Source organism: Marinobacter sp. CA1 (assembly GCF_020546665.1).
Taxonomy (GTDB): Bacteria; Pseudomonadota; Gammaproteobacteria; order Pseudomonadales; family Oleiphilaceae; genus Marinobacter; species Marinobacter xestospongiae.
The window spans coordinates 189696-204542 of the sequence record NZ_CP071785.1 but is presented as its reverse complement, the minus strand read 5'-3'; the positions used below and the strand labels follow the sequence as shown (position 1 = coordinate 204542).

Below are 14847 nucleotides of genomic sequence, written 5' to 3'. Positions count from 1 at the left end.
GTCAGACGCCACTGCCCGCCATCCTTGACATAAATCATGGCCCACGCTTTTCCATTGGCGGTCGAGACGGCATGCTTGAATGCAAGCAAAATCGAGCCGGGGTGAACCATTGCGCCCCGGCGGCGGTCACACCCAGACAGACTGACAGTCAGAGACCAACGACCTTGAACGACGCGGACAACAACAAAAACCGGGTTGCCAGTCGTAGTCACCCGGGCCAGGACGGCATCCGCACCTTCAGTTACCGCGGCTGCGCCTCGCCCGACCCCAGCCGGCCGGTTCCCCTGGTGGAGGAAACGGCGGTGGCGGTGAGCTACAACGGCATCAGCCAGGCGGTGATGATGCTCTCCCCCGTGCATCTGGAAGACTTTGCGGTGGGCTTCAGCCTCAGCCAGGGCTTCATTGATACCGTCGATGACATTCTCGACCTGCAGATCAGCTCTGCCGGCGACGGCCTGGAGTTGGCCATCACCGTCACCAGCCGGGCCCAGTGGGCCCTGCGCCAGCATCGCCGCCAGCTTGCCGGCACCACCGGCTGCGGACTCTGCGGGGTGGACTCGCTGCAGCAGGCACTGCCAGAACTGGCACCACTGCCCCCACAGCCACTGCCGCCGGCGGATCGCTTTCTCACGCTGCGAGATCGTATGGCCGGCGCCCAGACCCTGGGCCAGACCAGTGGCGCCCTGCACGCGGCGCTGTTTGTTGACGCCGCCAACCACGCGGTGGCCTGCCGCGAGGACATCGGCCGCCACAACGCCCTCGACAAGCTGATCGGCGCGCTCGCCCGCCAACGCCGGCCTCTGCCCGGTGGCCTGGCGGTGATCACCAGCCGCTGCAGCCAGGAGCTGATCCAGAAAGCCGTACGCGCCGGCCTCGGCACCCTGGTGAGCTTTTCCGCACCGTCCACCCTGGCGGTGGACTGGGCCCGGCGCCACAACCTCAACCTGGTTCACCTGTCACGCCAGGGTGAACCGCGCGTCTACAGCCCCTACGCCCTGACCGACGATACGCACACAGAGAGACGACCATGACCCAACGCGATCACAAACCCTATGACGGTCCCGCCGGTGGCTGGGGCGCCCTGCGCAGCGTGACTCGCCACTGGCTCGACAGCCAGCAGCCGATCAAGAACGTTCGTGCCCTGCTCAAGACCAACCAGAACGGCGGCTTTGACTGCCCTGGCTGCGCCTGGGGAGACGATCCCAAGGGTGGCCGTATCCAGTTCTGCGAAAACGGTGCCAAGGCAGTGAACTGGGAAGCCACCAGCCGTGCGGTGGACCCGGCCTTTTTCGCCGCCCACCCGGTCAGCGAGCTGCTCAAGCAGAGCGACCACTGGCTAGAGCACCAGGGCCGGCTGGTGGAACCGATGCGCTACAACCGCGACAGTGACCGCTATGAGCCGGTGAGCTGGGAGCAGGCCTTTGCCCTCATCGCCGAGCACCTCAACCGGCTGGAGAGCCCGGACCAGGCCGAGTTCTACACTTCCGGCCGGGCCAGCAACGAGGCTGCGTTCCTGTACCAGCTGTTTGTCCGCAGCTACGGCACCAACAACTTCCCCGACTGTTCCAACATGTGCCACGAGGCCAGCGGCGTGGCCCTCGGCAGCAGCATCGGGATCGGCAAGGGCACCGTGACCCTGGAGGATTTCGAGGAAGCCGACGCCATCTTCATCTTTGGCCAGAACCCCGGCACCAACCACCCGCGCATGCTGGCACCATTGAGCCGGGCGGTCCGGCGCGGCGCCGATGTGGTGTGCTTCAACCCGCTCAAGGAGCGCGGTCTGGAACGCTTCCAGGACCCGCAGGACATGCGGGAGATGCTGGCGAACGACTCCGAGCCCCTTAACACCGCGTTCTTCCGCCCGGCCCTGGGTGGCGACATGGCCGCCGTCCGCGGCATCGCCAAGGCGCTGCTGGCCTGGGACCGGGACGCCCTCGCCAACGGCAAGCCAGGACTGCTGGACCGGGACTTCATTGCCACCCACACCGACGGCATGGAGGCCTACGTTGCCGCGGTGGACGCCACCGACTGGGGCGACATCGAGCAGCAGTCCGGGCTCTCCCGCATCGATATCGAACACGCCGCCAAGATGTACTGTCGGGCCGGTCGGGTGATCATCTGCTGGGCCATGGGCATCACCCAGCACCGCCATTCGGTGGCGATGATCCAGGAATTCGTCAACCTGCAACTGCTGCGGGGCAACATTGGCAAACCCGGTGCCGGCCTGTGCCCGGTGCGGGGCCACAGCAATGTTCAGGGTGACCGCACCATGGGCATCAACGAACGGCCACCGCAACTGCTGCTGGACAACCTGGCCAGCAACTTCGACATCGAGGTGCCCCGCCATCAGGGCCACAACACCGTGGAAGCCATCCGCGCCATGCTCGATGGCCAGGCCCGGGTGTTCATCGCCCTCGGCGGCAACTTCGCCCAGGCCACCCCGGACTCAGAACTGACCCACGACGCCCTGCGCCGCTGTGACCTGACCGTGCAGATCAGCACCAAGCTCAATCGCAGCCATCTGGTCACCGGCCGCGATGCGCTGATCCTGCCCTGCCTCGGCCGCACCGACATCGACCGCCAGAACGGCATTCCCCAGGCGGTCACGGTGGAAGACTCGTTCAGCATGATCCACGCCTCCTATGGTCAGCTCGAGCCACTGGCGGACACCCTGAAATCAGAGCCGGCGATCGTCGCCGGCATGGCCAAAGCCACCCTGGGTAACCGGCCGGTGGACTGGGATGCGCTGGCGGCGGACTACCGCCGGATTCGCGAGCTGATCGAGCGCACCATTCCCGGGTTTGAAGGCATGGCACGGCGACTGGCGGAACCCGGTGGTTTCCACCTGGGCAACAGCGCCCGTGAGCTGAGCTGGAACACCGCCGCCGGCAAGGCCACCTTTCACGCCCACGCCCTGCCCGCTGACCTGTTCGACGCCCGCGTCCGCAACAGCGGCCAGCAACCGGACCTGGTGCTGCAGACCCTGCGCTCCCACGATCAGTACAACACCACGGTCTACAGCCTCAACGACCGCTACCGGGGGGTGCAGAACCAGCGCGACGTCATCTTCATCAACGCCGACGACATGGCCCGGCTGGGCTATCAGGAAGGCGACCGGGTGGATGTGATTTCGCTGTGGGAAGATGGCCGCGAACGCCGCATCCGCAACTTCTGCCTGATTCCCTACGACATTCCCGCCGGCCAGGCGGCGGCCTACTACCCGGAAACCAACCCGCTGGTGCCGCTGGACAGTACCGGCGAGGGCAGCTTCACACCCACCTCCAAGTTCATCGCGGTGAAGTTTCTGCCGGCAACACCGGCCCCCTCCGCATAACCCGGCCCCGCCGGTGCCAACCGTGGCACCGGCGGGGGTTCGCTGCCAGCCAGAACCGGGCTGAGGTCGACGCTGACACACAACCGTCATCAGACTGACATCACGCCATCACGCCGCTGACACATCCCTCCACGATCCTCCTGTAATTGCCCCTCAGAGGCCCTTCTTTTTCTGGCGACGTAATAACAGGAGTATGGAAATGATCCGACAATCCGCCTGGGTACTGATTCCCGCGTTGGTGCTGGCCGGCTGTAGCGACAGCGATGACGACGATCGCAACGGTGCGCTGTCCCTCAACATCCTGCACATCAACGACCACCACTCCCACCTCGAGGCCGGCTCCCAGACCCTGGAGATTGCCGGCAAGGAAACCGAGTTCGAGACCGGTGGCTTTGCCCGGGTCGCCAGCAAGCTGGCGGAGCGGGAAGCGGCGCTGGACAACGTGCTCAAGCTGCACGCCGGTGACGCCATTACCGGTACCCTGTACTTCACCTCCTTCGAAGGTGAGGCGGACGCTGACCTGATGAACCAGGTCTGCTTCGATGCCTTTGCCCTGGGCAACCACGAATTTGACCGCGGCGACGAAGGCCTCAAGGACTTCCTCGACCAGCTCGCCAGCGGCAGCTGCAACACCCCGGTGCTGGCCGCCAACGTCAAACCGGCCATCGGCACGCCGCTGGCTCCCACCGCCCAGGACGACTACATCCAGCCGTACACGGTGAAAGAAGTGGATGGCGAGAAGGTCGGCATCATTGGCATCGACATCGCCAACAAGACCAAGAACAGCTCCAGCCCGCTGGACAGTACCGAGTTCCTGGATGAGACCGCCACCGCCCAGGCGATGATCGACGAACTGGAAGCCGACGGCGTCGACAAGATCATCCTGCTGACCCACTACCAGTACCAGAACGACCTGGCGCTGGCGGAAGCACTGTCCGGCGTGGACGTGATCATCGGTGGCGACTCCCACACCCTGCTCGGTGACTTCGATGCCTACGGCATCAACGCGGCCGGCCCCTACCCCACCGAGCGCACCAACGCCGATGGCGATCGGGTCTGTGTTGCCCAGGCCTGGCAGTACTCCCAGGTGGTGGGCGAACTGGCGGTGGAATGGGACGCCGATGGCCGGGTCACCCGCTGTGAGGGCGTACCGCACCTGCTGCTGAGCGACAGCTTCGTTCGCGAAGACGCCAACGAGGACGAGTACGAGCCGGCCGGCGAAGAGCGCCAGGCCATCCTTGCCGCCATAGACGCCGATCCCCAGCTCAGCCTGGTGACCGAAGACGCCTCCGTTGCCGCCTCGCTGGCCGGCTACACCGCCCAGCTCGACACCTTCCGCAACAAGGTGGTGGGCACCGCCACCGAAGACCTCTGCCTGGAACGCATTCCCGGCACCGGCGGTCGCAGTGAGATTGCCGGCTGTGACGAAGCCACCGCAGCCCGCGGCGGCCACATTCCCAACCTGGTGGCCCAGGCCTTCCTGTTCCTGAGCAAGGACGCCGATGTGTCGATTCAGAACGCCGGCGGCGTGCGGACCGACATCGCCCAGGGCAGCATCACCATTGGCGATGCCTACACCCTGCTGCCGTTCGCCAACACCCTGGTGGACCTGACCATGACCGGCGCCGAGATCCGCCAGGTGCTCAACGAGGCGGTGGACTTTGCCCACACCCCGGATGGTTCCAGCGGCGCCTACCCCTACGCCGCCGGCCTGCGCTGGGACGTGGACATGACCCGCGCCGCAGGTGAGCGTCTGTTCAACATCGAAGTGAAAGGCCGGGATGACAGTGACTGGCGGGCACTGGCCGACAGCGACACGCTCAAGGTGGTGACCAACAGCTTCACCGGCGGTGGTCGTGATGGCTACGTCACCTTCGGCACCGTCACCGACGACGGTCGTGCGGTCGATACCTTCCTCGACTACGCCCAGTCCTTTGTCGACTACGTCGAGGCCAAAGGCACCCTGAGCCGTCCGGCGCTGGACGAGATGTCGACCCAGAGCTACACCGCGCCGGCCCAGTAACTCCCCAGCCAGGCGTACCCTGAAAACCACCGGCAAACGCCGGTGGTTTTTTTATGTGCGAGTGTCCTAACCGGACTAGGCCGCCACGCAGTTGCGGCCCTGCTGTTTGGCCTTGTACAGGGCCTCGTCGGCGACCCGCACCAGCTGCTCGGGAGAATCAATGGTGCCGGGCCAGGACGCCACCCCGATCGAGACTGTCAGCCCCCGCAGGGTCTGCCCCTCCACTTCGATCACTCGCTCCGACACCGACCGCCGCAGCAACTCCGCCCGGTCCAGCGCCGGCAACTCCGCCGCTCCAGGCAGGATCACCACAAACTCCTCGCCGCCGATGCGGCAGATCACGTCGCTGTCGCGGGTCTCCTCCATCAGCGCTGCGGCAACCGCCTTCAGGGCCGCATCCCCGGCCTGGTGGCCGTAGCGGTCGTTGAAGCGCTTGAAGAAATCGATATCAATCACCAGCACCGACAGCGGCAGCTCATGGCGGCGGGCCATGGCGATCTCATGACGCAGGATGCCGTCGAAGAAGCGGCGGTTTTTCAGCCCGGTGAGCGCGTCCTCGTAGGAATAGGCTTCCAGCTCCTCCCGCAGCCCTACGGTCGACAACGTCAGGGCCAGGTTCTGCAGCGCGTGTTCCAGCGCCAGAAACAGCTTGATGGGGTGAAAATGGGGGTCACTGCGGGTCACGTCCGGCGCATCCAGCATCAACGCACCAGCCACAAACGAGCCCCGCTCGGTCTTCTGCAACCGCAGGTGCAGGCACCAGGGCAGGGTCGGCGCGCCGTTGCTGCCAGCGTCCACTGCTGCCACCGAGGCCTGCTGCTCGTTCGGAGACAACAGCATCCGGGTAGCCGGCGGCAGCAGGCTGGGAAAGGCCTGGTCCAGGCCAGCCTGGGTATCGCCCCAACGGCAAAGCAGCTCAAAGGTACAGTCCTGTTCCAGGCGGCCGTAGAAACGGCCATGCAGGGGCTGACACAGAGTCGGCAGGCGGGAGGAGAACAGTCCCACGCCCTCCTTCAGGCTGCAGCAGTCCTGCAGTTCGGCAATCAGGTCGTTGAGCCGGCGGGTGCGTTCGTTCTCCAGCATCAACTGATGGGCCCGGATCTGCTCCCGCCGCGCCAGGCTCTCCAGGGAAGCGGTGCGTTCGCTGACCTTGTGTTCCAGTTCGCGATTGAGATTGCGCAGGGCGGTCTGGATGCGGGTGTAGTGCCACAGACTGATCATCACGATGGCAATGGCAAACACCAGCGCCCCCCAACTGACCGGCACCCGGCCCCAGGGCAGAAAGCCATGGGCCACCGCCATGTCCACCAGCAGTAACCCGGTCAGCAGGGCGTAGCAGACCAGGATGGTACGCTGTTCGCCATTGACGTGGCGGAAGCGCGGCAGCACGGTGGCAAACAGCACCAGGCTGCTGACCAGATACAGCGCATCGAACACCGGAAAGGTGCTCGACAAGTTGACCCAACCCAGCAGCGATACCGACAGCGCCAGCACCACGTAGGCCAGGTGGCCGCGCCAGATCCAGCGGATCACCCGCATCCGGGTGTCCTCCAGCCATTGCGACAGCAGCAACGCGATCGCCACCGGAATCAGGTAATAGGCGCCCGCCGCCAGGTAGTCCCACACCAGCGGCCGGTTCCACAGCAACTGGCCAGCCTGGCTTTCCGCCAGCAGCATCACACTCACCGCCAGCGAGAACAGCGCAATACTGGCAAAGCTGCGCTTCTCGGTCTGCACCAGGGCAAACACCAGCGCCAACAGTGCAATCAGCAGCGAGAAGCCCCCCACCACCAGGGCATCGAGGGAACGGTCGAGGATGTACAGCGACAGCTCCGAGCGCTCAAACAGCTTCACCTCGCCCCACAGGCCAATGTCGCTGTAATTGGAAAACACCCGGAAATACAACGGCTGGCCCAGGTGTTCCCGGGCCAGTGCCACCATGTGCCAGGGCCAGCCCTCAAAGCGACCCTGGCCCTCTTCATCGAAGGTGCCGTACTGGTAGATGCGCTCCCCCCCGGCGTAGACCTCGACAATCAGGTCCACACTGTAGATGTAGAGCACCGGATCACTCATTGGGGTAGCCGGCAGGGTGACACGAAACCAGGCGTTGGTGCGGCCCGCCCGCCCGGGCGGGTTGGAGGGAAAGCCGATCGCCTGCCAGCGATCCGCAAGGTCGGTAGTGGCGCCATCATCGCCCAGAGCCCAGAGCGGCTGCCCCCGGTCAGTGCGTGGCGAATCCCCCCAGCGGTACTGCCATCCCTGATCGAGATCGACCCCACCGGGTTGGGCTTGAGCAATGGAAACGGGGAGCAGGCAGGCAAGCAGGATCAGTGTGCGGAGCACATCGAGCATAGGAATACGTACCAATGAACGTCAGGGTATCCTGAGTATAGGTCAGCTCAATGAAGCTTTTGCAATTGCCTGCTGCTCTGCCACAACATTTTACCGGCAGCCGCGCCGCCGGTGATCACGAGCTACTGATCGGGTGAGGGTTTGCCCGGGTCCGACTTCTTGCGACGGTGGTGACTGCGCCGCCGCCCCTGGCGAACGTAGCCTTCGGTTTGCAGCTGCTGCCAGGCGCTGCACAGTGACTGGCTGTTCCCTGCCATCAGGATGATTGACTTGCTCATGACCCTGCCTCCCGGGTGATTGACCGCTGAGACAAAAATATGGGCCAAGCCGGCGCATTATTCAAACAATAATCATTAACATTTGTAAGGAGATCCGCCGGAACTTGCTCCAGATCACCTTTTTCAGGCCGGCTCCGGCAGTGAACAAAAGCCCCGCGCGGCGGATTCCGGACCTACAACGCCGCTCCGGGGCACCTGGCACTATTCGCGGAAATCGCTCTTATCGAGGCCGTGTTTCTTCATTTTGTCATACAGGGTTTTCCGGGCCACCCCCAGCTGCTCCATGGTGTCCTTGAGGCTGCCGCGATTGGCATTGAGCGCGCTGATGATGGCGGTGCGCTCAAACGCGTCCACCATCTCCGCCAGATTCTGGCGACCGGCGTCCGCGGCCGGCATCGCCACCCCGGAATCCTCGAAGGCCAGCGCCCCCAGCAGCACGTAACGCTCCGCCAGGTTGCGCAACTCGCGGACATTGCCGGGCCAGTCGTATTGCATCAGCTGGGCCGCCTGAGTGGCGTCCAGCGGCACTGTTTCGCGGTCGTAGCGGGCGGCGGCAATGAGGGCAAAGTGATGAAACAGCAGCGGGATGTCTTCCTTGCGCTCCCGCAGTGGCGGGATATCCACCTGCACCACATGCAGCCGGTAGTACAGATCGGCCCGGAATTCACCGGCCTCGCTGAGCTGTTTCAGGTCCGCCTTGGTGGCCGCCACCACCCGCACATCCACCGCCACCGAGCTGTTGCTGCCCAGGCGTTCCAGCCGCCGCTCTTCCAGCACCCGCAGAATCTTCACCTGCAGGGCCAGCGGCATGCTCTCGACCTCGTCCAGGAACAGGGTGCCGCCGTCGGCGTGTTCAAACTTGCCGATACGGCGCTTGTCGGCGCCGGTAAAGGCGCCGGCTTCGTGGCCGAACAGTTCGCTCTCGATCAGGTTCTCCGGCACCGCACCGCAGTTGATGGCGACGTAGTTCTGCTGCCGGCGGGGGCTGTTTTCATGAATGTAGCGGGCAATGGCATCCTTGCCGGCGCCGGTTTCACCCCGCAGCAGGATGTTGGCGGAGGTCCCCAGCAGCGGATCGATGGTCGCGATCACCCGCTGCATCGCCTTCGATTCCCCCAGCAACCGCGGCCCGGGCTTGGCCAGGTGGCGGACCTGGGCCTTGAGGCGCCGGTTCTCCAACGCCAGCTGGCGTTTTTCCAGGGCATGGCGCAGCAGTTCCATCAGTTCATCGTGATCGAACGGCTTCTCGATGAAGTCGTAGGCCCCCTTCTGCATCGCCGACACCGCGGTGCTGATATCGCCCTGGCCGGTGAGAATGATCACCGGAATGGCATCGTCGATGGCGCGGACCCGGTCCAGCACCGCCAGCCCGTCCAGTTCCGGCATGTTGTAATCGCACAGCACCACCCCCTCGAATTCGGGGCTGATCCGCGCCAGGGCGCTGGCGCCGTCCGCCAGGCATTCCGCCGGCAGGTCTTCCAGCGCCAGGGTCTGGGCCATCACCCGGCGGATATCGGCGTCGTCATCGACAAACAGTACGGCTGGCTCGGTCATTCCACGGTCTCCCGCTTGATCAGTTCCACCATGAATTCAGCGCCCTCGCCGTCGCCGCGATTGCGGCCGGTCAGCCTGCCCCCCAGGGCTTCCACGATCTGGCGGGAGATCGACAGCCCCAGGCCCAGGCCCTGACTCATGGACTTGGTGGTAAAGAAAGGTTCGAACATCTGGTCGCTGTCGCCGGGCAGGCCGGGACCGTTGTCCCGGACCAGGCACAACCAGCGGTCGTCGCCATCAACAATGCGGATCTCAATCCGCGGGGCGGTGGTGGATTCCACCGCCTGTACGGCATTGGCCAACAGGTTCACCACCACCTGCTCGACCCGAATCAAATCACCATGACACATGACCGGCCATGACGGTCGTGGCCAGTCGAAATCGATACCGGTGCTGGCGTCCTGGGCCGAGATGATCTTCAGTGCGGCATCGATCGGCAGGCGCAGGTCCACAGCGGCCGGAGGACCTTCAGACTTGCGGGCAAACACCTTGAACTGACGGGTCAGCTCCGCCATTTTCTGGCACAACCCCTCAATCTCCGCCAGGTTGCCGGCCACAATCTCGGTGTCGCCCCGCTCCAGGAACCGGCGGCTGTTGCGAGCATAACTCTGGATCGCGGTCAGCGGCTGGTTCATCTCATGGTTCAGGCCCGCCGACATCTGCCCCAGCACCGCCAGTTTGGCGGCCTGGATCAGTTCCTGCTGGGTTTCCCGCAGTTCGTCCTCGGCGCGCTGACGCTGGCTTACCTCATCCTGCAGCCGGCGGTTGGAGTTCTCCAGGTCGGCGGTACGCTCCGCCACCCGCCGTTCCAGCTGCACCCCCCGTTCCGCCAGCTCGGCTTCGCGGCGGGAGCGCTCGCGCAGGTACAGCCAGGCCAGGAACACGCCAAAGTACAGCACCACACCGGTGAGCAGAAACTGCAGCCGGGTCCACCACACCGGACCGGTGCCCAGCATTACCCGCAGGGTCCAGTCCAGCTGCGGTAAGGGCGTTTCCACGCTCAGCAATTCACGGTCACCGGCGGGAAAGCCCATCAACCGTGACCGCTCGGAGACCCCCCAGGGCCGGCCCTGGTCCACCAGCCGCACCGGCAGTAACGCCATCCGCGGGTAGCGCTCCTGAACCCGGATCTTGTGCTGCACCGGCGCACTGCCAAAATTGCGGAACAGCCACTCCGGCCGACTGGTGAGGAAGCTGACACCGTCACCATCCAGCACCACCATTTCAGCATCGGCAAAGCTGGCGGGACGCTGCCACTGGGATTCCAGGTCGTCCACCAGCATCTTCACCACCAGCACCCCGAGGATGTCGCCACGGGGCGAGCGGATGGGGTGGGAAAAGTAGAGCCCGCGCACGTTGGAGGTGATGCCAAGGGCGAAGTAGATCGCCGTGTCCCGCTCCGCCACGGCATCGCTGAAGTAGGGCCGGTAGTCGAAGCGGCGACCGATGAAACTGTTGGCGGTGCCGTAGTTGTTGTGGGCGATGGTGCGCCCGGACAGGTCCAGCAGGTAGACGTCGGAAGCGCCGGCGATCTCCGCCATGCGTTTGAGTTCCTCGTTGGCCTGCAGCACCAGCGCCGGGTTGCCGGACTGCTCCAGGGCATGCTGCATCAGCGGGTGCTCCGCCGCCAGTTCCGGAATCGGCCGGTAGCGCCGCAGTTCATTGGCCACCAGCTGGCTGTAGCGGAAGGATTCTTTCAGGCTTTCCTGTTCCAGGCTGTGATAGCCATACCAGCCACCGATCTTCCAGCTCAGCAGGGCAACAACAGACAGCAGGGCCAGGGGCCAGAGTTTCCGGGTCATGGGTTCGCCTCAAAACGACAACACCTCCGCAACGGCAACCGCCACGGAGGTGTCAGTTTAGAGCATGGGCGGGGCGGGACAACTCCGGGGTTACCGGAATTGCCCTCCCCGGCCTGGCTCAGGCCTGGGTGACCTGCTTGGCAGGCCCCAGTTTCTTCTGGGTCAGGTAGGCCACAACCACAGCCACCACCCCGGCCAGGTCGGTCATCAGCCCGCCTTCGATCATCAGCAGCGCCGCCGCCAGCAACAGGATGCGGGTGAGAGCCCCCGCCGCCTGGCGGGCGAACCAGCCCTGCACCGAACCCGACAGCAGGTAAACACCAAAGGTGGCGGTCACCAGGGCCCGGGCGATCTCGAACCAGCCGGCTTCCATCAACAGGGCGCCGTTGTAGAAGAACATGAACGGTACGATGAACGCCGCCAGACCAATGCGGAACGAGGCCACCGAGGTTTCCATGGCATTGGCACCGGAGATACCGGCCGCCGCGTAGGAGGCCAGCGCCACCGGCGGGGTAATGGCCGACACCACCGCGAAGTAGAACACGAAGAAGTGCGCAGTCAGCGGTTCAATCCCCAGCTCTACCAGGCCCGGTGCCACCACCGAGGCCGCCACGGCATAGGCCGCCGTGGTGGGCATCCCCATTCCCAGCAGGATGGAGATGAACATGGCAAAGATCAGCGCCAGCAGTTGGCTGGTTTCCGCCACACCCAGCAACAGCGAGGAGAAGCGGGCACCGACGCCGGTCAGCGAGATCACACCCACGATCACCCCGGCGCAGGCACACACCACGATGATCTGGATCGACATGATGCCCGACAACTGCAACGCATTGAGAATCGAGCGCAATCCCATCTTGTGGGGTGACAACCAGCTCACCACCACCGCCGACACCGTCGCCAGGGTACCGGCGCGGATCACCGAGTAGCCCATGAACAGTGCCACGATCAGGATCAGGATCGGTACGAACAGGTAAGCCTGCCTGGCCAGCCGCTTCAGCGACGGCAGCTCGTCGTCGCGCATACCGCGCATGCCGGTGCGGGCGGCTTCGAAGTCCACCATGAAGTAAACCGAGGCAAAGTACAGAATCGCCGGGATGATCGCGGCAATGGCAATCTCGGTGTACGGGATACCGGTGATCTCCGCCATGATGAAGGCCCCTGCCCCCATGATCGGCGGCATGATCTGGCCCCCAGTGGACGCAGCCGCTTCCACCGCACCCGCGGTCTGCTTGCTGTAGCCCACCCGCTTCATCAGCGGAATGGTCAGGGAACCGGTGGACACCACGTTACCGGCACTGGTGCCGTTGATCATGCCCATCAGGCCGGAGGCGAAAATCGACACCTTGGCGGGACCACCGCGAGAACGGCCGGCAGCGGCAAAGGCGAAGTTGACGAAGTAGTCCCCCACCTTGGACGCCTGCAGGAAGGCGGCAAAGATGATGAACAGGATGATGTAGGTGGACGACACCGCCGTAGTGGGTCCAAGCACCCCGGCGTCGGTGTACACCTGGCTGAAGAAACGCTGGATCGACAGCCCCGGGTAACCCAGGAAACCGGGCAGGTAAGGACCGGCAAACACATAACCGAGGAACACACCGGCGATGATCACCAGCGCCAGACCGGCCACCCGACGGGTCATTTCCATGATCAGCGCGGTACCGGCAATGGCGGCGAAGGAGATTCCCACCGGCGCAAAGGAGGTGCCGGTACTCATCCGCATGGGCGTGTTGTACACCACCAACAGGTAGCTGGCGGTGGCGATGGAACACAGCACCAGCACCAGATCCGGCAGGCTGAAGGCGGAACGCTGGCGACGGTGAACCCAGCTCAGCACGATGCCCAGGCCGGTGGCCGCCAGCAGTGGCCAGCCAAAGTGCCAGGTTTCCAGCTCCGGCGGCAGGCGCATGGCGCCGTCCAGCACCATCTGGTACATGTTCAGGGTCTGGAACAGGCTGTATCCCGCCGGCGCCAGCAGCACAATGGCGGCCCAGCTGGTCCAGCGCAGCTCGCCACGGCGCTCGTCGTCACTGAAGGCGGCGCCGGAAAACAGCAGATACCCCAGGATCAGCGCGCCGCAGACGTGCACGATGCGGAACGACCAGGTCTCCAGGGGGGTGACGTTCAGGGTAAACAGGTGAAAGGCCGAATAGCCAATGGCCAGGGCGGTCACCGCCCACAGCAGCCAGGAGCCGTACAGGCGACGATTGGCCTCTACCGGCTCTTCGTCCACCCCATGGGCCAGCATGTGATCATCGTCTGGCAATGGGGTGTTCTGGGAGTGTTGGTTTTCAGAAGTCATGGCGTGTGCATCCCGGGGAAGAGCCGGTCGGAAAGGACCGGCCCGGGTCAGAGAAATCCTACCGGGGCCAGCGTTCGGCCCCGGTGACTTTTCGGTATCAGCGCGAAACCGGGTCCGTTACTTGATCTGGCTGGCTTCGATGGTGAAACCGTTTTCGTTGAACCAGCGCGCCGCGCCCGGGTGCCAGGGCAGTACGTTGTTCTTGACGTAGTTCTCCGGAATGGTGGTGCGAGCAGCCTTGTGGATGGAGACCATCTTGTCGTTGTTCTCCATGGTCAGACGGGTCATTTCGTACACCATGTCTTCCGGCATGTCACAGTTGGCCATGGCGAAGTTCCACATGGACACCGCCTGGGAGTCGGCTTCCAGGGTCTTGTAGGTGCTGGCCGGGATGGTGAACGGCGCTACCGGGTAGGACTCGGTGATCTTCGCCAGCTCGTCCTGGTTGAACTCGATGATGTTGATCTCAGACTGGACTTCCAGCTGGCTCACCGCGGGAATCGGGATACCGGCGGCGAACGCCACCACGTCGATCAGGCCATCCTGCAGCTGACCACCGAGGTCAGACCAGCTGCCGTTGCGGCGCTCGAAGTTCACCCCCAGGGTTTCCATCATTTTCGGGAAGTAGGTGTCGGAGGTGGAACCGGCCGGGCCGAAGCCGATGCGGGCGCCGTCCGGAATGTCCGCGATGCTGGTAATGCCGGAATCCGCCAGCACGGTTACGGAGAACGGGGTCTGGTACATCGGGAACATCGCGCAGACGTTGTCCATCTGCATGCCCGGTGCCAGCGGACTCTTGCCTTCCAGGGATTCACGGGCCGGCCCCATGGTGGTCAGACCGAAGGACAGGTCACCGGTGTGAACCAGTGCCATGTTCTGAACCGGGCCGCCAGTGATTTCGGCGCCGCCGGAGATGCCCAGGTTCTCGGCAATGTAGTTGGCCCAGCCAGAGCCATAGGCAAAGTAGGTACCGCCCTGGCTGGCGGTGCCGACGGTAAAGCTGTCCGGCCAGTCGGAGCGGTCGGCAGCTACGGCGCTGGTGGTCAGGGTGATGGACAGGCTGGCAGCAGCGATCATCAGGCTGAGTTTGTTGTTCATGTTGAACTCCAGGTTGGCAAGCGTCTGTTTGTTGTAAGCGTGTCCCGGCGAACCGGGCGTTGTCCCAGCAGCCAAAGCAACTCCGGGGCCAAGTCTTCGGAATCGCT

Annotated in this window: 9 protein-coding genes; 3 read left to right on the top strand and 6 right to left on the bottom strand. The window is 64.4% G+C overall.

Annotation, left to right across the window (positions count from 1 at the left end):
- Window positions 1-164: 164 nt before the first annotated feature.
- From fdhD to nadN, 3 genes are all read left to right on the top strand, one after another.
- A complete protein-coding gene (gene fdhD, locus J2887_RS00890) occupies window positions 165-1031 on the top strand; it encodes a formate dehydrogenase accessory sulfurtransferase FdhD (RefSeq protein WP_227173454.1) in 867 nt (288 codons plus the stop codon).
- A complete protein-coding gene (locus J2887_RS00885; RefSeq protein ID WP_227173452.1) occupies window positions 1028-3334 on the top strand; it encodes an FdhF/YdeP family oxidoreductase in 2307 nt (768 codons plus the stop codon). Before fdhD ends, J2887_RS00885 begins: the two co-directional genes overlap by 4 nt.
- Window positions 3335-3533: 199 nt before the next feature.
- Window positions 3534-5357, top strand: a complete 1824-nt coding sequence (gene nadN / locus J2887_RS00880; RefSeq protein ID WP_227173450.1) for an NAD nucleotidase — start codon at window positions 3534-3536, stop codon at window positions 5355-5357.
- 75 nt (window positions 5358-5432) lie between these two features.
- On the opposite strand, the gene J2887_RS00875 is transcribed toward nadN, so the two are convergent.
- The 6 genes from J2887_RS00875 to J2887_RS00850 all read right to left on the bottom strand — a co-directional run bounded on the left by J2887_RS00875 (window position 5433) and on the right by J2887_RS00850 (window position 14740).
- On the bottom strand, window positions 5433-7724 hold the full coding sequence (locus J2887_RS00875) for a diguanylate cyclase (protein WP_227173449.1): 2292 nt from the start codon (window positions 7722-7724) through the stop codon (window positions 5433-5435).
- A gap of 107 nt (window positions 7725-7831) precedes the next feature.
- Complete coding sequence (locus tag J2887_RS00870) at window positions 7832-7987, bottom strand: hypothetical protein (RefSeq protein ID WP_227173447.1); 156 nt, start codon at window positions 7985-7987, stop codon at window positions 7832-7834.
- A gap of 201 nt (window positions 7988-8188) precedes the next feature.
- Entirely contained in the window at window positions 8189-9541 is a 1353-nt protein-coding gene (locus J2887_RS00865; RefSeq protein ID WP_227173445.1) for a sigma-54-dependent transcriptional regulator, read from the bottom strand.
- Window positions 9538-11343: a sensor histidine kinase gene (locus J2887_RS00860; protein WP_227173444.1), complete on the bottom strand. Its 1806-nt coding sequence runs from the start codon at window positions 11341-11343 to the stop codon at window positions 9538-9540. Before J2887_RS00860 ends, J2887_RS00865 begins: the two co-directional genes overlap by 4 nt.
- 118 nt (window positions 11344-11461) lie before the next feature.
- Complete coding sequence (locus tag J2887_RS00855; protein WP_227173443.1) at window positions 11462-13642, bottom strand: TRAP transporter permease; 2181 nt, start codon at window positions 13640-13642, stop codon at window positions 11462-11464.
- Between the two features lie 117 nt (window positions 13643-13759).
- On the bottom strand, window positions 13760-14740 hold the full coding sequence (locus J2887_RS00850) for a TAXI family TRAP transporter solute-binding subunit (protein WP_227173441.1): 981 nt from the start codon (window positions 14738-14740) through the stop codon (window positions 13760-13762).
- Between the last annotated feature and the right edge of the window lie 107 nt (window positions 14741-14847).